Annotated in this window: 16 protein-coding genes; 13 read left to right on the forward strand and 3 right to left on the reverse strand. The window is 58.5% G+C overall.

Annotated features, from left to right (window positions below):
• Positions 1-15: 15 nt before the first annotated feature.
• From KGB06_RS09600 to KGB06_RS09620, 5 genes are all read left to right on the forward strand, one after another.
• The gene (locus KGB06_RS09600) at positions 16-798 is read left to right on the forward strand and encodes a MetQ/NlpA family ABC transporter substrate-binding protein (RefSeq protein WP_223514540.1); all 783 of its coding nucleotides are present in this window, start codon (positions 16-18) and stop codon (positions 796-798) included.
• Between the two features lie 547 nt (positions 799-1,345).
• Positions 1,346-2,011 (forward strand): amino acid ABC transporter permease, encoded by a 666-nt coding sequence (locus tag KGB06_RS09605; protein WP_223514542.1) that lies wholly within the window; start codon positions 1,346-1,348, stop codon positions 2,009-2,011.
• Positions 1,992-2,651, forward strand: coding sequence for an amino acid ABC transporter permease (locus tag KGB06_RS09610; RefSeq protein ID WP_223514545.1), 660 nt, complete (start codon positions 1,992-1,994; stop codon positions 2,649-2,651). Before KGB06_RS09605 ends, KGB06_RS09610 begins: the two co-directional genes overlap by 20 nt.
• The gene (locus tag KGB06_RS09615; protein ID WP_223514549.1) at positions 2,648-3,430 is read left to right on the forward strand and encodes an amino acid ABC transporter ATP-binding protein; all 783 of its coding nucleotides are present in this window, start codon (positions 2,648-2,650) and stop codon (positions 3,428-3,430) included. The genes KGB06_RS09610 and KGB06_RS09615 overlap by 4 nt, the downstream gene beginning before the upstream one ends.
• Positions 3,427-4,293, forward strand: a complete 867-nt coding sequence (locus KGB06_RS09620; RefSeq protein ID WP_223514551.1) for a transporter substrate-binding domain-containing protein — start codon at positions 3,427-3,429, stop codon at positions 4,291-4,293. Before KGB06_RS09615 ends, KGB06_RS09620 begins: the two co-directional genes overlap by 4 nt.
• Before the next feature lie 145 nt (positions 4,294-4,438).
• Here KGB06_RS09620 and KGB06_RS09625 read toward each other — a convergent pair whose 3' ends face one another.
• Positions 4,439-5,635, reverse strand: coding sequence for an AAA family ATPase (locus KGB06_RS09625; protein ID WP_223514553.1), 1,197 nt, complete (start codon positions 5,633-5,635; stop codon positions 4,439-4,441).
• 177 nt (positions 5,636-5,812) lie between these two features.
• Here KGB06_RS09625 and KGB06_RS09630 point away from each other — a divergent pair, with 177 nt between their 5' ends.
• Genes KGB06_RS09630 through KGB06_RS09640 form a run of 3 tightly spaced genes read left to right on the forward strand, consistent with a single transcriptional unit; the run spans position 5,813 to position 11,024 of the window.
• Positions 5,813-6,916, forward strand: a complete 1,104-nt coding sequence (locus KGB06_RS09630; protein WP_223514554.1) for an efflux RND transporter periplasmic adaptor subunit — start codon at positions 5,813-5,815, stop codon at positions 6,914-6,916.
• Positions 6,913-7,977, forward strand: coding sequence for an efflux RND transporter periplasmic adaptor subunit (locus tag KGB06_RS09635; protein WP_223514556.1), 1,065 nt, complete (start codon positions 6,913-6,915; stop codon positions 7,975-7,977). The genes KGB06_RS09630 and KGB06_RS09635 overlap by 4 nt, the downstream gene beginning before the upstream one ends.
• Positions 7,974-11,024 (forward strand): efflux RND transporter permease subunit, encoded by a 3,051-nt coding sequence (locus KGB06_RS09640; RefSeq protein WP_223514558.1) that lies wholly within the window; start codon positions 7,974-7,976, stop codon positions 11,022-11,024. Before KGB06_RS09635 ends, KGB06_RS09640 begins: the two co-directional genes overlap by 4 nt.
• A gap of 99 nt (positions 11,025-11,123) precedes the next feature.
• On the opposite strand, the gene KGB06_RS09645 is transcribed toward KGB06_RS09640, so the two are convergent.
• Both KGB06_RS09645 and KGB06_RS09650 read right to left on the reverse strand, forming a co-directional pair.
• The gene (locus tag KGB06_RS09645) at positions 11,124-11,753 is read right to left on the reverse strand and encodes a class I SAM-dependent methyltransferase (protein ID WP_223514560.1); all 630 of its coding nucleotides are present in this window, start codon (positions 11,751-11,753) and stop codon (positions 11,124-11,126) included.
• 186 nt (positions 11,754-11,939) lie between these two features.
• Complete coding sequence (locus tag KGB06_RS09650) at positions 11,940-12,296, reverse strand: DUF6124 family protein (protein ID WP_223514562.1); 357 nt, start codon at positions 12,294-12,296, stop codon at positions 11,940-11,942.
• Between the two features lie 543 nt (positions 12,297-12,839).
• Here KGB06_RS09650 and tssI point away from each other — a divergent pair.
• The 5 genes from tssI to KGB06_RS09675 all read left to right on the forward strand — a co-directional run bounded on the left by tssI (position 12,840) and on the right by KGB06_RS09675 (position 20,584).
• The gene (gene tssI / locus KGB06_RS09655) at positions 12,840-14,912 is read left to right on the forward strand and encodes a type VI secretion system tip protein TssI/VgrG (RefSeq protein ID WP_223514565.1); all 2,073 of its coding nucleotides are present in this window, start codon (positions 12,840-12,842) and stop codon (positions 14,910-14,912) included.
• The gene (locus tag KGB06_RS09660; RefSeq protein WP_223514566.1) at positions 14,905-15,780 is read left to right on the forward strand and encodes a DUF4123 domain-containing protein; all 876 of its coding nucleotides are present in this window, start codon (positions 14,905-14,907) and stop codon (positions 15,778-15,780) included. The genes tssI and KGB06_RS09660 overlap by 8 nt, the downstream gene beginning before the upstream one ends.
• Complete coding sequence (locus KGB06_RS09665; RefSeq protein WP_223514568.1) at positions 15,777-19,199, forward strand: toxin VasX; 3,423 nt, start codon at positions 15,777-15,779, stop codon at positions 19,197-19,199. Before KGB06_RS09660 ends, KGB06_RS09665 begins: the two co-directional genes overlap by 4 nt.
• Before the next feature lie 96 nt (positions 19,200-19,295).
• The gene (locus KGB06_RS09670; RefSeq protein WP_223514570.1) at positions 19,296-20,381 is read left to right on the forward strand and encodes a DUF6708 domain-containing protein; all 1,086 of its coding nucleotides are present in this window, start codon (positions 19,296-19,298) and stop codon (positions 20,379-20,381) included.
• A 17-nt stretch (positions 20,382-20,398) separates the two neighbouring features.
• Positions 20,399-20,584: a hypothetical protein gene (locus KGB06_RS09675; protein WP_223514572.1), complete on the forward strand. Its 186-nt coding sequence runs from the start codon at positions 20,399-20,401 to the stop codon at positions 20,582-20,584.
• Positions 20,585-20,631: the final 47 nt, after the last annotated feature.

Raw genomic sequence — 20,631 nt, forward strand, 5'->3', positions numbered from 1 at the left:
CGATAAGGACACTGCATGAAAAAGGTTCTGTTGTTCACCGCACTGGCGGCTGCCCTGACCGCGGGCCTGGCCCAGGCTGGCGAGAAACTGGTGGTTGCGGCGACCCCGATTCCACACGCCGAGATTCTGGAACTGATCAAACCAGCCCTCGCCAAAGAAGGCGTGGACCTGGAAATCAAAGTTTTCACCGACTATGTACAGCCAAACGTACAAGTTGACCAAAAACGTCTGGACGCCAACTACTTCCAGACCCTGCCGTACCTGAAAAGCTTCAACGAAGGCAAAGGCACGAACCTGGTGACCGTGATCGGCGTGCACGTCGAACCGTTCGGCGGCTACTCGAAGAAAGTCAAAACCCTGGCTGAACTCAAAGATGGCGCGACCATTGCCATCCCTAACGAAGGCAGCAACAGCGGCCGTGCCCTGATCCTGCTGCAGAAGGCTGGCCTGATCGAGCTGAAAGACCCGAAAAACGCTTTGGCGACTCCGAAAGATATCGCCAAGAATCCACACAACTTCAAGTTCAAGGAACTGGAATCGGCCATGCTCCCGCGTGTGCTGGATCAAGTCGACCTGGACATGATCAACACCAACTACGCGCTGGAAGCCGGTCTGAACCCGGCTAAAGACGCGCTGGTGATCGAAGGTGCGGATTCGCCGTACGTGAACTTCCTGGTGGCGCGTCCCGACAACAAGGACAGCGTTGCCATCCAGAAACTGGCCAAGGCATTGACCAGTCCTGAAGTGAAAGCCTTCATCGAGAAGAAGTACAACGGCGCGGTTCTGCCGGCGTTCTGATTCGACGCAGCATCAAAACCTTTCAAGGTTTCAAACGCCGACGGCTGATAAAGCGTCGGCGTGATCGTTCCCACGCTCCGCGTGGGAATGCCTCTAGGGACGCTCTGCGTCCTGTGACGCGGAGCGTCACGGGCTGCATTCCCACGCGGAGCGTGGGAACGATCAACTCTCTCAGGCCACCCCGGCCTTCAACGCCCGGTGCAACGCCACCAACAATTTCACGATCTCCTGCGGATCCAGTCGCTGCGGCACTTTTACGTCAGCCATTTTCTCTTCCTTGTGATGGTTCGGCCGGGGAAGTCTGGCCAAAAGCTGTGGGTCCTTGGAGGGGCATTATGAAAAAAAGATCCCTCCTGCAGCGCAAAGAAAAGTAGTCGTCTTACGTTGCGACCGCAAATCAACGGATAGTTTTTTGCGTGATATCAATATGCTTTAACGGTATTTAAATTCTAATTTTTATACCTTTAAAGTCGGTATCCGCCGGGCCGTTATCCACGACCCATGGACTGCGCCACCGTCGCTTACCGAGCGGCGTTCAGGATCTTCAATGAACTTCGATTACGCGTTTATCCTCAGCACTCTGCCGGCGTTTCTCAAGGCTGTGGGCGTGACACTGCAGGTCGGCTTTATCGCCATCGGTACATCGCTGCTGGTGGCGCTGCTCAACGCGACGATACTGGTGTTTCGCACGCCTTACTTGCAGCGCTGCGTCGGCCTGTATGTGGAACTCGCGCGCAACACGCCCCTGCTGATTCAACTGTTCTTCGTCTACTTCGCTTTGCCGGCGCTGGGCATCAAGGTTTCAGGCTTCGCGGCCGCGATCATCACCATGACTTTTCTCGGTGGCGCGTATCTCACTGAAGTGCTGCGCGCCGGTGTGGATGCCGTGCCCCAGGCGCAACTTGAATCGGGTCGCTCCATTGGCCTGTCACACGGGCAATTACTGCGTTACGTGATCCTGCCGCAAGCCGGCATCCTCAGCCTGCCATCGCTGTTCGCCAATTTCATTTTCCTGCTCAAGGAAACCACCGTGGTCTCGGCGGTGGCGGTGCCAGAAATTCTCTACACCACCAAAAGCTACATCGCGCTCTACTACAAAACCTACGAAATGCTCGCCGTGCTGACGCTGATTTGCGTGCTGTTGTTTTTGCCGCTGTCGCTGCTGCTCAGCCGTCTGGAAAGGAGGCTTCAGCATGGCCAGTTCGGGTCTTGAATTGCTCTGGGTGTCGTTGCCGCAACTGGGTAAAGGCGCCGCGCAAACCTTGTCGATCTCTTTTCTGAGCATCGCCATCAGCACCGTCGGCGGCGTGTTCTACGGCGTGTTGCGCACGCTGAATTCGAAATGGCTGAACGCGATTCTGCGGGTGTATCTGGAGTTGTTCCGGGCGATCCCGGTGCTGGTCTGGCTGTATTTGTTGTTCTTTGGCTTACCGATTTTCTTTGGCCTGAGTCTCCCGAGTTTCTGGTGCGCGGTGCTGGTGTTGTCGCTGTGGGGCGCCAGCGAAGTCGGCGAAGTGGTGCGTGGCGCGTTGCACTCATTGCCGCGCGGGCAACGTGAGGCCGGGCTGTCGATTGGCCTGGACGGGCCGCAACTCTACGGTTATTTGCTGCTGCCGCAAGCGTTGAAGCGCATGACACCGCCGACCCTCAACGTTTACACGCGCATCATCAAAACCAGTTCCTTGGCGGTGCTGATCGGTGTGGTGGACGTGATCAAGGTCGGCCAGCAAATCATCGAGCGCACCTACGAGTCGGTGCTGATCTACGGCGCCCTGTTCCTGTTTTTCTTTTTCATTTGCTACCCGCTTTCGGCCGCTTCACGCGTGCTGGAGCGGCGCTGGACACACGCATGAATGCTTTGATCGAGTTCAAGGGTTTCAACAAATTTTTCGGCGAGCAGCAGGTGCTGAACGGCATCGACTTGCAAGTGAAAACGGGCGAAGTCATCGTCATCCTTGGCCCTAGCGGTTGCGGCAAAAGTACCTTGCTGCGTTGCCTCATCGGCCTGGAAGTCGCCCACAGCGGCAGCTTGAATTTTGCCGGCCGCGAACTGCTGGACAAGGGCACCGACTGGCGCGAGGTACGCCAGCAGATCGGCATGGTGTTCCAGAGTTATCACCTGTTCCCGCACATGAACGTGCTCGACAATTTGCTGCTCGGCCCGCTGAAAGTGCAGAAGCGTGATCGCCGCGAAGCCCGCGATCAGGCCGAAGCCTTACTGGCGCGCGTGGGCCTTTCGGACAAGCGCGATGCGTTCCCGCGTCAGCTCTCCGGTGGCCAGCAGCAACGCATCGCTATCGTCCGTTCCCTGTGCATGAACCCCCAGGTCATGCTTTTCGATGAAGTCACTGCCGCCCTCGACCCGGAAATGGTCAAGGAGGTGCTGGAAGTCATACAGGGCCTGGCCCGCGATGGCATGACCCTGTTGATCGTCACCCACGAAATGGCCTTCGCCCGCGCCGTGGCCGACCGCATCGTGTTCATGGATGGCGGGCGAATCCTTGAACAAAACCCTCCCGAGATTTTCTTTACGAACCCGCAAACCGCACGAGCGCAGCAGTTCCTGGAGAAGTTCTCCTACGTCGCCGCACTACCCCAAACGACTCAAACAAAGGAACTGGAACTGCTATGAAAACTGCCAAGGCTTCACTACTGCTACTCCCGCTGCTTGGCCTCGCGTTGCTGGCCGGTTGCAACAAAACCGAAGAACCGGCCAAGCCTGTCGCGACCAGTGCCAGCTACCTGGAGAAAATCAAAGCCCGGGACAAGTTGATCGTTGGCGTCTTCACCGACAAGCCACCGTTCGGCTTCGTCAATGAGGCGGGGCGCTACGTGGGTTTCGATACCGACATTGGCCGTCAATTCGCCAAGGACTTGTTGGGTGATGAAAACAAAGTCGAGTTCGTCGCGGTGGAACCGGCCAGCCGGATTCCGTTCCTGCAAAGTGACAAGGTCGATCTGATCCTGGCCAACATGACCGTCACCCCCGAGCGCAAGGAGGCGGTGGAATTCACCAACCCGAACCTCAAAGTCGCGGTACAGGCTTTGGTGCCACAGGCCAGCACGGTGAAAAACCTCGATGACCTGGCCACGCGCACGACCATCGTCACCACCGGTACGACCGCGGATATCTGGCTGACCAAAAACCACCCGGACTGGAAACTGCTGAAATTCGAGAAAAACTCCGAATCGCTGCAGGCCCTGGCCAATGGTCGTGGCGATGCGTATGCGCAGGACAATCTGGTGCTGTTCAGTTGGGCCAAGCAGAACCCGGGCTATCGCGTGTTGACTCAGACCCTGGGCGCCGAAGCACCGATTGCGCCGGCCGTGAAGAAGGGCAATATCGAGCTGCGGGATTGGGTGAATAGCGAGTTGGCCAAGCTGGGTGAGGAGAAATATCTGCTCAAGCTTTACGACCAGTATGTACGCAAGGAACTGAGCGATGACACCAAGCCTGAGAGCGTGATTGTCGAGGGTGGGAAGTGGCAGGGGTGAGTCTGCGATTCATGCGGTGATTTCTTAGCCGCCTTCGCGAGCAGGCTCGCTCCCACATTGGATTGCGTCAGACGTTGATGTTGTGTCCTCTGGAGATCAATTGTGGGAGCGAGCCTGCTCGCGAAAGCGGTGTCTCAAGCACAGACTAATCCGGCCAGTTCCACGCCGGCTCATCCAGCATCCTTTGCCCGACAATGCCGGTCTGGCCGAGGTTTTTCTCCAGCACGATGCAATTGCATTCCGGGTCTTCCTGCAACGCTGAAATCAACCGCCGCGCATGAGACACCACCCACACCTGGCACTGCTCCGAGGCACGGATAATCAAGCGTGCCAAGGCAGGCAACAGGTCCGGATGCAGACTGGTTTCCGGCTCGTTCAGCACCATCAACGTGGGCGGGCGTGGTGTCAGCAGTGCGGCGACCAGCAGCAAATAACGGAGTGTGCCATCCGATAATTCGGCGGCCGATAACGGCCGCAATAGCCCTTCCTGATAAAACTCGATGGAAAACCGTCCGCCGGCCAGCGATTCGATGTGGAGTCTCGCACCGGGAAAGGCGTCGCTGATCGCGGTTCGCAGCGCCTCGGGGTCGCCGATTTCAATGATGGTCTGCAAGGCGGCCGCCAGGTCGCGACCGTCGTGGTGCAACACGGGTGTGCGGGTGCCGAGTTGCGGTTGGCGCACGGGCGCGTCGGCGTCACTGCGAAAGTGATCGTAGAAGCGCCAGCGACGAATGAACTCGCGTAATTCCAGAACCTCCGGCGAAGAACGCAAGCTGCCGACCTGGTCGAACAGGCTGTCGAAGTTCGGTGTGTGTTGGGCCAGCACGTCCCAGCTGCGATTGGCTCGGGCGCGGATCATCGGGCCGTTGCGATCCACCAGCAGGCTGGCCGGACGATAGATCGGCCCGGCCCAGACGCATTCACGCTTGATTTGCGGGTCCAGGCTGAAACGCGACGGAATAGGGAGAGGGTGTTCGGGCAGCATGAAGTGGCCGTTGGAATCGGGCAGCCCAAGACTGATCGAATAGCTGAAATCCTCACCGGCAAACCCCAGCCGCAGTCGTTTGACGCCGTGTCTCACCGTTGCCTCGACCGGGACTTCACCATTGCGCATGCGTCGGGTGATGTTTTCCGGCCCGGCCCAGAAGGTCGAGTCCAGCCCACCCTCACGGGCCAGCGCATTGACCACGCCACCCTGAGCGGTTTCCGCCAGCAGGCGCAGGGCGCGGTAAAGGTTGGATTTGCCGCTGCCATTCGGGCCGGTAATCAGGTTCAACCGACCCAGCGGGATGACCAACTTATTGATCGAACGGTAATTGGCTACGGCGAGGGTGTTGAGCATGTGGGTTCCTTGGGCCGGATCAATCGGCGAGCATTGTCGGGTACGCGCAGGCGTCTACGGCAAGTGTTTTCAGCAGAAACCATTACAAATTTTTTCTTCATAAGTCGGGCGTGCAAGGTTACAACTGTGTTCTAAGCTTTCTGTCGAGTTGCCCATAAAAAAGGCCAAGGAGTTTGCATGGCGGTTCCCGGATTGAAAGTCATCCTGGCCTTGAGCGTCGTCACTCTGCTGACGGCGTGCGATAAAAAAGAACCCGTAAAGGAATACTTGCCACGGGTGTTCATACAAGTCGTCCAGCCGGCGGATTACGCCGCCGCGGTGACCCTCACCGGTGACATCCAGGCTCGGATACAGACCGAGCTGTCGTTTCGCGTGGGCGGCAAGATCATCGAGCGTTCGGTCGATGTCGGTGACCGGGTGACGGCCAAACAAGTGCTGGCCCGGCTCGATCCCAAGGACTTGCAGAGCAGTGTCGATTCGGCCCAGGCCCAAGTGGCCGCCCAACAGGCGCTGGTCAAACAGAATGCCGCAGCGTTCGTGCGCCAGGAAAAACTCCTGCCCAAGGGCTACACCAGTCAGAGCGAATACGACGCGGCCCAAGCGGCGTTGCGCAGCAGTCAAAGCGCCATGAGCGCGGCTCAGGCGCAGTTGGCCAATGCCCGCGATCAACTGAGCTACACCGCACTGATCGCCGATGCGCCCGGCATCATCACCGCACGTCAGGCTGAAGTCGGCCAGGTGGTGCAGGCAACGATGCCGATTTTCAGCCTGGCTCGCGATGGCGATCGGGACGCGGTATTCAACGTTTATGAAGCGCTGCTGGCCGACAAGCCGACGGATGACACCATTGTCCTCAGCTTGCTTGATAACCCCGAGATCAAAACCACTGGCACCGTGCGCGAAGTGACCCCGGCAGTGTCCGCACAGTCCGGCACTGTGCAGGTCAAGGTAGGCCTCGACAGCCTGCCGCCGGGCATGCAACTGGGTTCGGTGGTGAGCGCCACGGCCAAGGGTGCGGGCAAGTCGGCGGTCGAACTGCCGTGGTCGGCCCTGACCAAAAATATCAGTGAGCCCGCCGTCTGGCTGGTCGACGACAAGGGGCAGGCCCAGTTGCACAGCGTCACGGTTGGCCGCTACCTGACAGGCAAGGTCATCATCAGCAAAGGGCTTACAGGTGGGGAAAAAGTCGTGATCGCCGGGGGGCAGCTGTTGCACCCGGGCATGGAAGTCGAGATTGCCGAAAATACTTATAAGGATCAGAGTTGGGGAGCCAAGCCATGAAGCCTTTATGGGCGTTGTCCCTTGGGCTGGTGCTGAGCGCCTGTTCCAAAAACGAACCGCCACCGGAGCCGATACGTCCCGTGCTGTCAGTCAAGGTCAAGGCCTTGAACGAAGAGGATCTGGGCCGGTTTGCCGGTAGCATCCAGGCACGCTACGAAAGCAATACCGGGTTTCGCGTGGGTGGGCGAATTGCCAGTCGTAACGTGGATGTCGGGACCGAGGTCGCGAAGGGCACGCTGCTGGCCACGCTTGACCCTTCCGACCAGCAAAACCAATTGCGTTCGGCCCAGGGCGACCTGGCGAAAATCCAGGCGCAACTGATCAATGCCCAGGCCAACGCCGAGCGGCAGCAGTCGTTGTTTGATCGCGGGGTCGGCGCGCAGGCGCAACTGGACGATGCCCTGACTCAGCTGAAAACCACCCAGGCTTCCCTCGATCAGGCCAAGGCGGCGGTCAACCAGAGCACGGATCAACTCGGCTATACCGAACTGCGCTCCGACCATAAAGCCGTGGTCACTGCGTGGAACGCCGAGGCCGGGCAAGTGGTGACCGCCGGCCAGCAAGTGGTGACCCTGGCGCAACCGGACATCAAGGAAGCGGTGATTGACCTGCCCGATACCCTGGTCGATCAACTGCCCAAAGATGTGGTGTTCCAGGTTGCGGCGCAACTCAATCCGAACACCAACACCACCGCAATCATCCGCGAAATCGAACCCCAGGCGCAGAGCGCAACGCGCACCCGTCGCGCTCGCCTGACCCTGGCCGAAACGCCGGAAGGGTTCCGGCTGGGCACAGCGATCAGCGTCACCCTGAGTTCGGCGGTCAAGCCGCGTATCGAACTGCCCCTTACCGCGTTGCAGGAGGTCGACGGCAAACCCCGCATCTGGGTGATTGATCCCGAGAAAAAAACCGTTTCACCACGGGACGTCAATGTCATCAGCCGCACCGACAGCACGGTGACGCTGGCCGATGGCGTGAAAAACGGCGAGCGAGTGGTCAGTGCCGGCGTAAATAGCCTCAAACCGGGGCAACAAGTGAAATTTGACGAGGACAGTCAATGAAAGGGCCTTTCAACCTCTCCGAATGGGCCCTCAAGCATCAGTCGTTCGTCTGGTATCTGATGTTCGTCGCGTTGCTCATGGGTGTGTTTTCGTATTTCAACCTGGGGCGCGAAGAAGACCCTTCGTTCACCATCAAGACCATGGTGATCCAGAGCAAATGGCCGGGGGCGACCCAAGAGGAGACCCTTAAACAGATCACCGACCGCATCGAGAAAAAACTCGAAGAACTCGATTCTCTCGACTACGTGAAAAGCTACACGCGGCCCGGCGAATCCACGGTGTACGTGAACTTGCGCGACACCACCAGTGCCAAGGACATCCCGGAAATCTGGTACCAGGTCCGCAAGAAGATCAACGACATCCGCTTCCAGTTCCCGCAAGGCATACAGGGGCCGTCGTTCAACGACGAGTTCGGTGACGTCTTCGGGTCGATCTACGCTTTCACCGCCGACGGCCTGACCCTGCGTCAGTTGCGCGACTACGTGGAACAGGCCCGCATGGAAATTCGCGGTGTGCCGGGGCTGGGCAAAATCGAAATGGTCGGCCAGCAGGATGAAGTGCTGTACCTGAATTTCTCCACGCGCAAACTCGCGGCGCTGGGCATCGATCAGCGTCAGGTGGTGCAGAGCCTGCAATCGCAGAACGCCGTGACCCCGGCGGGTGTCATCGAGGCGGGGCCGGAGCGGATATCGGTGCGCACTTCAGGGAAGTTCGCCTCGGAGAAAGACCTGGCCGAAGTCAACCTCAAGCTCAACGACCGCTACTATCGTCTGGCCGACATCGCCGAAATCAAGCGCGGCTACGTCGATCCGACCTCACCGGAATTCCGCTTCAATGGCAAACCCGCCATCGGCCTGGCGATTGCCATGCAGACGGGCGGTAACGTCCAGGCCTTCGGCAAGGCCTTGCACGAGCGTATCGACCAACTGACCGCCGACCTGCCGGTGGGTGTTGGCATCTACAACGTCTCGGATCAGGCCGTGGTGGTGGAGGAGGCCGTTGGCGGCTTTACCCGTGCGCTGTTCGAGGCGGTGATCATCGTGCTGGTGGTCAGTTTCATCAGCCTCGGTGTGCGTGCCGGGCTGGTGGTGGCGTGCTCGATCCCGTTGGTGCTAGCGATGGTGTTTGTGTTCATGGAGTTCAGCGGCATCACCATGCAGCGGATCTCCCTTGGCGCACTGATCATTTCCCTCGGCCTGATGGTGGACGACGCGATGATCACCGTGGAGATGATGGTCATGCGCCTGGAAATGGGCGAGACCAAGGAGCAGGCGGCCACGTTTGCCTATACCTCCACCGCGTTCCCGATGCTCACCGGTACGCTGGTGACGGTGGCGGGGTTTGTGCCGATCGGCCTGAACGCCAGCTCCGCCGGTGAGTACACCTACACGCTGTTTGCGGTGATTGCCTGCGCGATGCTGGTGTCTTGGGTGGTGGCGGTGCTGTTTGCGCCGGTGATCGGCGTGCACATCCTCAGCACCAACGTGAAACCTCACACAGGCGAACCCGGGCGCATCGGCAAAGCCTTCAATGGCGGCATGCTGTGGTGCATGCGCAATCGCTGGTGGGCCATTGGCATCACCGTGCTGTGTTTTGTGCTGGCGTTGTTTTGCATGCGCTATGTGCAGAACCAGTTCTTCCCGTCTTCGGATCGCCCGGAAATCCTGGTCGACCTGAACCTGCCGCAAAACGCCTCGATTGAAGAAACCCGCCGGGCCGTCGATCGTCTAGAAGCCACGCTCAAGGACGATCCGGATATCGTGCGCTGGAGCACCTACATCGGTCAGGGCGCGATCCGTTTCTATCTGCCTCTGGACCAACAACTGCAAAACCCGTTCTATGCACAGTTGGTGATCGTCAGCAAAGGCAAGACCCGTGAGGCCATGATGGAGAAGCTTCGCGAGCGCTTGCGCAACGACTTCGTCGGCATCGGCGGTTATGTCCAGGCACTGGAAATGGGCCCGCCAGTAGGGCGTCCGATCCAGTACCGCGTCAGCGGCAAAGACATTGATCAAGTGCGCCGGCATGCCATCGACCTGGCCTCCGAACTGGACAAGAACCCGCACGTTGGCGAGATCATCTACGACTGGAACGAACCGGGCAAAGTACTGCGCATCGACATTGCCCAGGACAAGGCGCGGCAGTTGGGGCTGTCTTCCGAAGATGTGGCCAACCTGATGAACGGCATCGTCAGCGGCCAGGCGGTGACCCAGGTCGATGACGATATCTATCTGATCAACGTAGTCGGTCGTGCAGTGGACTCCGAACGTGGTACGCCGGAAACCCTGCAGAACCTGCAAATCGTCACGCCTAGCGGCACGTCGATTCCGCTGCTGGCGTTCGCCACCGTGCGCTACGAACTGGAGCAGCCGCTGGTGTGGCGTCGCGATCGCCTGCCGACCATCACCATCAAGGCGGCGATACGCGACGAGGTCCAGCCGACGGACCTGGTGAAAATCCTCAAACCGTCCATCGATGCCTTTGCCGCCAAGCTGCCGCCCGGGTACAAGGTCGCCACCGGCGGTACGGTCGAGGAAAGCGGCAAGGCCCAAGGGCCGATTGCCAAGGTTGTACCGTTGATGCTGTTCTTGATGGCGACGTTCCTGATGATCCAGTTGCACAGCGTGCAGAAGATGTTTCTGGTGGCCAGCGTCGCGCCGCTGGGTTTGATCGGCGTGGTGCTGGCGTTGGTGCCAACCGGTACGCCAATGGGCTTCGTGGCGATCCTGGGGATATTGGCGTTGATCGGCATCATCATTCGTAACTCGGTGATTCTGGTGACCCAGATCGATGAATACGAGAAGAATGGCTATGCGCCGTGGGACGCAGTGGTCGAAGCCACCGAGCATCGACGCCGGCCGATCCTGCTGACGGCCGCCGCCGCGAGCCTGGGGATGATTCCGATTGCACGGGAAGTGTTCTGGGGGCCGATGGCTTACGCGATGATCGGCGGGATTGTCATCGCGACCTTGCTGACGCTGCTGTTCTTGCCGGCGCTTTATGTGGCCTGGTACAAAATTCGCGAGCCGAAGAAAGAGGTGGCTTAAAAAAAGCGAGCGCTTCGCGCTCATCGCGAGCAGGCTCGCTCCCACAGTGACCGCGTACCCCTGTAGGAGCGAGCCTGCTCGCGATGGCGTCCTGACGGCCTACACAGCTCTACGCCATACACTCGCCAACCAAGGCTGCTGCTCCCGCGGCAGCCCCGCCGGCCGATAGTAATGCTCCAGCTCCACAAACCCCGCCTCGGTCAGCAGTTGCTGCCACGCCGCAAGATCGTGATAAGCCCCATACCGCGGCCCATTCCAGCCTTCCTGATTCTCCCCGCGAGGATTGGAGCTGAACAACACCCCACCCGGTTTCAACGCCCCACGCAATTGCTTCAACACTCGCGGCAATTCCTGACGCGGGATGTGAAACAGCACCGCGTTGGCAAAAATTCCGTCGAAGCGCTCGTCCGGTAAATCAAGCTTCAAAAAGTCCTGCTGCCAGACCTCGCAACCGCTGTCCTCACGCGCCATCTGCGCAAACTTTTCCGACCCGTCGAGGCCGACGGCGGTATGCCCCATGCGCGTGAAGGTTTGCAGATCGCGGCCGGGACCACAGCCGAAGTCGAGGATGTCGAACGGTGCCTCGCCTTGAATATGCCGCAACAGGGCATCGATGTTCTGGCTGACATCGTGATCACGAGTGCCTTCGCGAAAATCTTCGGCCACCGAGTTGTAATGGCCCAGGGTGGTGGCGGTGATCTGCTGGAGGTCGTCGGGGGTCTGTTTCATGGGCGGCTGCGCAGGCAATTGGGGTTTGTCGAATATACGCCATGAGGCCGGTGGCTGCTGCGCAGCCAATCGCGAGCAGGCTCGCTCCCACAGTGGATTTTTGTCGAACACAAGTTTTGTGTTCACTGCAGATCAACTGTGGGAGCGAGCCTGCTCGCGAAAGCGGTGTAACTGACAACCAATGACTCAGCCCTGCTTCATCCCCAGGCAATCAATCGAGCGATCCACCATGGCTTTGGCGATCTCCAACAAATGCCAGACCGAAAACACCATGGCGCGTTCCGCACCTTTGAGGTGATCACCACACTGATACGCCGTCACCGAAGCACAGCGCAGCAGATCGGCGACATAAAGCTGGGTGTCTTCGAAACTCACGTCTTTGCTGACGTTGTAGAAGCGCAGTTCATCGGGCGGTGAGGGTTGATCGCCAGTGAGGTAGAAATCAATGGCACGGTAGAGCGCTGATCGATCCCTGGGCGGGTCTTCAGTACCGGTTTCGTTGGTGGAGGTTTCGGGAGGTGGATCGGGTACGGATTTCTTCATTGGTAAAACTCCTAGAGCTAATTGGAGCCAACCGATATCGCGACTAAACGACCAGGGGTGGCGGCTGCACACAGGTTAGTCGACCGGCCTCCAGGCAATACCGGCGCACCCGAGGGTGCCCTGCGCACAGCCACCATAACTTTCAGGCAAGGAAAACACCTGGAACGAGGTGGCGCTGTGCGCCTAGAGAGATCCGGGCGACTAAACCCAATCACTGATGAGCAGTGACGGACCGAGACTAGCCACGGAAATTGACAGGCGCAAGCGAGCGGAATGATCTAGGAAACTTCCTGCAAATGAAAGGGAGCGGACCTTCGGAACCTCTGATTTTCCTGTACGAAAACTTCCCTTCTAGCGTCGGTTATTGCCCATCTCGTTCGCCGACGCAGTTCTCTGAAAATCGGAAAGGTCTCGCTGTATTCGAAGACCCTTCCTACATCAATCCTTTTTCCCCGTTGGTACCTTGCCCGCCCATTTCGCGTGCACAGACCATGGACGGTTTGGACATCGCGCTTCATTTCCTCTTTGCTTAAGGATAAGCGTATGTTCGGTTCGGCCAACACGGCGCATTTCACGCTACACATCCCTGCTGTTCGCAATGATTTCAAAGTCCTCGCCTTCGACGGTGTCGAGGCCATCAGTGCCTTGTACGCGATCCAGGTTGAACTGGTCAGCGAAAACCCGGATTTCGATCTGGAAAGCTTGCTCAGCCAACCCGCATTTCTCCAGTTCGGTCATAACGGCGAAGGCATTCACGGCCGTATCGAAGACGCGCTCGTCGGAGAGTCCGGCAAACGCCTGACCCGCTATCAGCTGACCCTGGTGCCAGCGCTTCACTATTTGCAGTTCAGTTACGACCAACGGATTTTCCAGCACCTGACCGTGCCGCAAATCATTACCAAGGTGCTCAAAGGTCACGGCATTCAGGCCGATGCGTTTACCTTCCATGTCAGTACCAGCGCCGAGCGCGAGTACTGCACGCAGTATGGGGAAAGTGATTACGAGTTCGTCCAGCGGCTGTGTGCCGAAGACGGCATCGCATGGCATTTCCAGCATTCCCTGCAAGGCCATGTGCTGGTGTTCACTGACGACCAGACCTGGTTTCCCAAACTGGGCGAAACCGCTTATCAACAGGACTCCGGCATGGTGGCTGACGAACCGGTCGTCAGCCAGTTCTCGATGCGTTTCAGCACCCGCACCAGCACCACCACCCGCCGGCACTACGACTTCCAACGCCCGAATCTGCTGCTGGAAAACCGCTTCACGGCCGAGTTTACGCCTGAACTTGAAGACTACCGTTACCGGGTTCTGCTCGATAACGAACAGCGCGGCAAACAACATGTTCGCCAGGACTTGGAACGCCACCGTACCGATTACCAGTTGATCGAGGGCCAGAGCGATCAGCCGAGCCTGCGCAGTGGGCACTTTTTTGACCTGACCAATCACCCCCGCCAAGCCCGCAACGACTTGTGGCTGTTGCTCCGCGTGACGCATTCCGGAAAACAGCCGCAGTCACTGGAAGAAGCCATCACCAGCGACGTCCAACCCGCAGACGGCTTCACCCAAGGCTATCGCAACCGCTTCAGCGTCCTGCCATGGGACGTGATTTACCGGCCGCCGATGCGCTCACGCACAACGCTGCTGGTGAGCCAGACCGCCCGCGTCACCGGACCTGCCGGCGAAGAGATCTACTGTGATGAGTATGGTCGCGTGAAGATTGAGCTGCCGTGGGACCGGGCCGAGCTCAACAGTGAAAAAAGCAGCTGCTGGCTGCGCGTCTCGACGCAATGGGCGGGTCCACATTTCGGTGCGATGACGATTCCGCGTGTCGGCATGGAAGTCATCGTCACCTTTCAAGACGGCAATCCCGATCATCCGTTCATTACCGGGTGCGCGCCGAACAAGGTCAATGCGGTGCCATACCCCTTGCCCGAACACAAAACCAAAACCGTCCTGCGCAGCCAAAGCTCCCCGTACAGCGGTGGTTACAACGAACTGTCGCTCGAAGACCGCGCGGGGCAGGAGAAAATCTACCTGCGCGCCCAACGCGACCTCGAACACCTGATCCTCAACGACAGCGATACCAACATTGGTAATGACCGCCGCGAACAGATCACCCGTGACAGCCACAGCCTGATCAGCAACGACCGCTTCGAACAGGTCGACCACCACAGCGCGAGCCTGATCAAGGGTGACGAGTTGCACACCACCGAAGGTGCGCGCAATACCGTGATCGGCGGCAACGAATTGATCACCATCAGCGGCAACAGCAGCACGACGGCAGAGGGCACGCTGGTGATTCAGGCCGGGCCTCACGCGCATGTCACTGCTGCACATGTGGTGATCAAGGGCGATTCGAGCTTGACGATTGAGTGTGGCGGTCAGCACATCGTGATCAACGCCGCCGGTATTTTCAGCAGTGTGGTTATTGTTCAGGGTGGGGCGCCGATGGCCGGGGTTCCACCCACTTCGGCGCTATCGGCTGAGCAGGCCGCATCTATCGCTCTTCAAGTGCCCTTGTTACCTCCAACGCAGCGTTTGGCCTTGATGGCCAAAAAGCCGATCTGTGCGGTTTGCGAAGCCGATCAACTACAGGGGGGGCAAGCCAATGTTTGAGTTACCACCACTGCCGGATGATTTGCCTTGGACAATGCCTGCCTACTTGCTCCTGGACGGTGTCAGCGCGTCAAAACTGGCGCACCGTCTGCTCCGCTGGGATAACCCGGCAGTTTGTCTGTACCAAGGCTCCCGATTGCGGGAACTGTCGGACATCTCACCCTATTTGATCTCGCTCAAAGGTGCGCACGATCCATTGCTGGCGTACTACCAGGAAAACGCCGCACTTGAATGGGGCTATCTGCTGTTCAGCGCCGTTGACGCGTTAATGCTCAGTAAGCATTGGCGTCGCCTGCTGACCGTCGAACACCCGAGTGGTATTGAGGTCATGCCGCGTATCGCCGACCCGGCGGTCATGCATCAATTGCTCGGTCTTGCACAGCAAGCACAAAGCGCACGCTGGTTTGGTCCTATCGAACACGTGTGTTTGCCTGATGCCCTTCAAGCGACATGGCACCAACACGCACGTCCCGCTCACGCAGCGCCAGAACCTTGCGACACCTATCGGCTGACAGACCAGGAACTCACGGCGCTAGGGGAGGTTGAGTTTCGTCGTTCGGTGTTGGGTTTGAGTGAGCACTTGCACACGTATTTCCCCGAGTTTATGGCGTCATATCCGGCGCAGGAACGCCTGCGTTATGCCCAGCAAGTGGCTCAAGAGGCTTACCAGCAGGGCTTCACGTCGGAGCAGGAAATCACCCTTTACGCCAATGTTCTCGGTTACTTGGCCGGGCGACCGTTGGCCGATCACGCGGACATTGTCGAGCTACTGACGGTATCAACCCAGCATTCCCCTCTGACGCGTGTGCAACGCGCTGCCGAACTGGCTCAAAGCCGGGCCGCAGACCCACAAGGGAGCCGACAATGACTGCCCAACAACCGCCAAAAAACAGTGCCAATACCGCCGCCATGGCCAAGAGCGCCAAGGACGTCCGCTCCCCGGTAGGGCAATGCTCGTTGATGAGCAAAAAAGTGCAGTTGCTGCCGTTGCGTTACGGGTTGGTCGAATACCTTGACCCATCCTCCGAACTGTCCATGCCGTTCACACTGGACAGCCAGCCCCTCGGTATCCGGTTGTTGCGTGATGGCTTCCTGTACCTCATCGACACCGGCACGGGCCATCTGCATGAATACGCCCTTGAACAAGGGCAGATCACCAAACTGCTATGGAACAGCCAAGAAGTCGCCGCCGACTCGCGCACCGCTTCGGTAGGTGATCCTCATTTGGTCTTTGTTCGGCAACACACCTTGTACGCCAGCTATTCGGAAATGCAGTGGACGGCGTACAAGTGCTCGCAAGTCCTGAAAAACAGCACCGAACGTGAACGCTTGATGCAACGCATCGATCTGGCGAGTGCTTGCCCGGTAAAGGGTGGGACTGACTTGCTGAGCAAACAGCAGGCCGAAAACTGGCTGGCGGAAGTGGCAGAGAACACTTCGCAAACTGATGCGAAGAAGGTATTGCCCGAAGGCGCCAACCCGCAAGAGCGTCAGCCGTATAGCTGGGAAGATACGCCGCTGTTTCAAGAAACGGCGATTGAAGCGTTCACCAGCCAGGTGCTCGGTCCTTATCAGGACGATTACCTGTTTTTGGTTTTGCGCGATGACATTGGCGTCATGCGCGATCTGGCCAGTGCACAACTGAAGGTGGCCGACTGGATTGAGCAATGGAGTGCCGACGACGAAGGTCAGCGGCAGTACCTCACGGGCGCTTACATCCAGTCTTTGTACGATGCGAGTCCAGCGCGACTGGAGGCGTTGAGCGCAACGGATCCTGGGGTTCAAGCCCTGACGCAGGACACCACGCCCGAGCAGCAGGCCGCGATTCAGGAGCACCTGCAAAAAAGACGCGAGTCGGGAGGGCCGAGTCAATACGACGATATCGCGTTTTGGCGAAACTCCCCTAATCCGGGGGTTCAGGCATGGTTCACCATGTACGACACCTTGGGTGAGGCTAAGTGGCAAAAACACGCCAAAACCATCGGCCAGCTTGAGCAACAATCGAAGGACGCCCTGTATGGCGAAAAAATCGGCCAGCGTGGTATCGATGATCTGGTCAACCGACCCGCGATGGAGGCCTTCGTCAGCCAGCAGCAAACCCTGCTGAGTCATTGGCATCAGCGGCTTCAGGCCATCCGCGAAGATCGTTTGAAGATGATTACCGGTGGCTATTTTCACCGTGCCGCCTGGTATTACGACTTCCAGCACGATGGGCTAATCAAGCATCGCCTGGAGACCGAATTCGTCTGCGTGGCCGCGCTGTGCTCGAATCGCGCGGCGACGGAAAAACTGGCCGCCTACCTGGAAAACAACCTGCTCACCGTCGTGCCTGGACTGGACACCCTGACACTGGCTGACCAGTTGGAGGTGGGCAAAAAGCTGGCGGACTTGAGCAGCTTCTCGATCAAAGTAGGCACGGCCCAGGAGAGTCTTGCCAACGTCAACCTGCTCGCCAACCAGTTCAACAGCCTGATGACCGAACGACTGCCCAACTTTGTGGATCTGAATACGCGGTTCAGGGGGCTGCAAAGTTTGCTTGATAGCGCCTACATTCCCGCGCATCAGCTCATCGCTGCAGATCAGCTAGACAGAGCACATAACGAATTCAAACGGAAACAGCCAATTGACCCCAACAACTTCATACGCGACATCGGCGCACCGGCACGCCTGCAACTGCTGCGAGAGTTCTCCCGCAGTGGTTTGACCTTGCGGGCGGCGTCGGCCTCTGAAATTCAAGCGTTCAATCAGACCCGCGATGCCGCCCTCGACCTGCGGAGCCAGCTCAAGGACACCTACAAACAGCGCCATCGCGAGTTGTCGCGGCTCACCAGCGGTCTTGTGGTACCGGGTGGCGAGCAGGCTTTTAACCAGCACATCAATCAACTCAAGGCCAGGCTGGCGCCGTTGGAAGACAGCCTCAGCCGAGCCTTGACCGTCGGCAGCGGCAGCCCGGGGCAGATCGGCACGGTGATCGATGGCATGGCGCCGTCACTGCGTGACGAAATGCACCGGACCGTGCGTGATTTTCGCGCGACCGGGACGTTTGGCAAGCCACTGGGTAGCGCGATGAAGTCCGGGGGCGATGGGGTTGCGCTGTTGTTGTTTGTGTTTCAGGGGCAGAAGTTTGTTGAGGCGTTGAATGCGCTTGATAAGAAAACAGATCCATCTCTATCCGAATGGGGGGCGCTCTTTGAATCATTCGTCGGTATGTCGGCTGCTGGTTTTGCCGCGGTACAAGGCTTGTCGGTGACGATCTTGCAGGCACATATCGAGCAAATGGACAGTGCCGCCGGCAAGCTCAATACCATGAGCCGCCTGGGACGCTGGGCCGGTATTGCTGGGGCTGGCGCTTTTGGATTTGGTGCTCTGGCCGCTGCAATTGATCTGGGTAAACACTCTCAGCAATGGGGGAAGTCGCTGGCCGCAGGTGATTACAAAGGATTGGCGGCCACGACCCTGCAAATGACCGGTGATGCCATCCTGGTGGGTACCAATACTTGGGGCGCTAAACACACGACGTCGATCATTACCCACATCCTGAAAAAGCCCACCGAACTGCGGGCCCTGGCTTGGGCCGAAGCCAGCCCTCGGCTGGTGAGTATCGGCGTTAAAGCCAACCTGGTGGGGTTAATCGGCACCGCCCTGCAATTGACGGGCGAAGGTCTTTATAGCTACTTCAATCTGGACGCCCTGCAAAAATGGCTACAAGCCAGTGCCTGGGGGACGCAGAACCTGCAACGCAGCCTGCCGGATGACTGGAGCGCGTTGGCGAAGGTGGTGCAGCAACCGACCTGCGAACTGATCCGCGACGATAAACGCACCTACCTGAAACTGCTGCTGCCCGGTGTTCGTACACGGGAAATGGACAGTCGCCAATTGCAACTGCAGGCGTACCAGCAAACCCGTGATCTGCATATACCCCGTCCTTACAGCGCCCATTTACCACCTCTGCGCTGGCAGGAAAGCAGCGCGGCGTGGGCCGCCGTGTCGTTTGTCGCCAGCCAGGAAGAAGAGGGGTTGACCCTCCATCTGCCGATCAGCGACTCCCTGCAAACCCCCGATTTTGCTCTGGCCCTCAACATCGGTTACCAATTGGAAGCCGAGCGTGATTTGATTCACCGCACCTGTTTTGTGCTGCGTAATTTGTACATTGCAACGGAGCGCGGCGTCCGTCTGCCGGCCAAGGGACGGTTTAAACTCGACCCGGTGGAGAGCTTGCCGAACGGTACAGGCAAGGCGCCTTTCTGGTTATTTACTCGAGAAGAAATGGCGACGGTCGATGTTTAAAAGCCTGTTCAAACGCAAAAAAAATCCTCAGCCCCAGAGCCAGCACCGGATATCCGCAGTCAGCGACCCAGTGCCGGGCAACTGCGGGTCAAGGGTTTGAATGAAACGTTGTTCCTCGCCCCATTGCCGGTGTACACCGGGCAGGCGCAAGTGTCCCGTCGTAACTTTTCAGAAATGAACGAGACCTATCTGGAACTGGGGGGTAACAACTTCGGGATGGTGGAGCTGGGGAAAAGATTGGCGTTCCAGATATGGATGGTTTTGGTTACTGCTTTTTTTGCGCCTGTTCTTATTTGTTTATGGCTTGTTGCTTTTAGTCCCCCTGAGATTGATCGAAAATTTTTCGACATTGTTGGGGATGCTTTGCAAGTGTTCGCCACTGGTTCACTTCTATTTATTCTTCCTGTTGGCGCCTTCGTATACGGCATGTTCTCTGGCGTCTTCACCTCGGCCAAAAGCTACCCCGTACGTTTCAACCGCCAACGCCGCGAAGTCTGCTACATCGACGACACCACCCACCGCGTCCTGATCGTCCCTTGGGAAAGCGTGGTGGCCTGGGTCGCGAGCAGTCAGGGCATCACCAGCTACGGCGCCATGCGCGATCACACCTTTGGCATGGGCCTGGAAGACGAAGAGCGCGACACCGTGCAGTTTGTGCTGTCGTCCCAACCCAGCGATGCCCATGCGCTGGGCATGTGGACGTCCATTCGTAACTACATGGAAGAGGGGGAACTGGTCGATGCGCCCAACCCCATGCTCGTCATTTTGGGACTGACGCCGACCGAGGATGAACTCAAACCCTATGAGGGCCTGCATACCTTTGAGATCGAACGTAAAGGCGCACGCTTCATGGGTTCTTTAGATGACGATGGCGCGCACCTAACCGCCGAACAGCGACACCGTTACGGCTACGGAAAACGGACGCGCTGGCCTTTGCGCTGGTGGTACATCAGAAGAGTGCTGGTGTTCTGGAAAATGCCCTACCTGATCGCCGAATGGGCCCACCGCAAGGGTCGCCCGACGCTGCCCGAACAGGTGCAGGCCTGGTCCCAGCCGCTGCCTCCCGAACAATGGGCCAAACCCAGCCCGGCACTGCAAAAAGCCAACGCACAGGTGAAAACCGCCATGGACAAAAAAGGCGTGAACTTTGTCGATGCCTGCAAAGCGGCGGGGCTGCATTGAGTACGTCGGATTTCTCCTTGGCCCTCCGTATGGATGACCCACTGGAAGCCGAGCGTAATTTGTACATTGCGACGGAGCGCGGCGTCCGTCTGCCGGCCAAGGGCCGGTTTGAACTCAACCCGGTGGAAAGCATGCCGAGCGGTACAGGCAAAGCCCCTTTCTGGTTGTTTACCCGAGAAGAAATGGCGACGGTCGATGTTTAGGACACTGTTCAAACGCAAGAGCAAAGCTGACAGCACAGAGCCCGCAC

This window comes from Pseudomonas sp. GL-B-19, from assembly GCF_019956415.1.
Lineage (GTDB): Bacteria > Pseudomonadota > Gammaproteobacteria > Pseudomonadales > Pseudomonadaceae > Aquipseudomonas.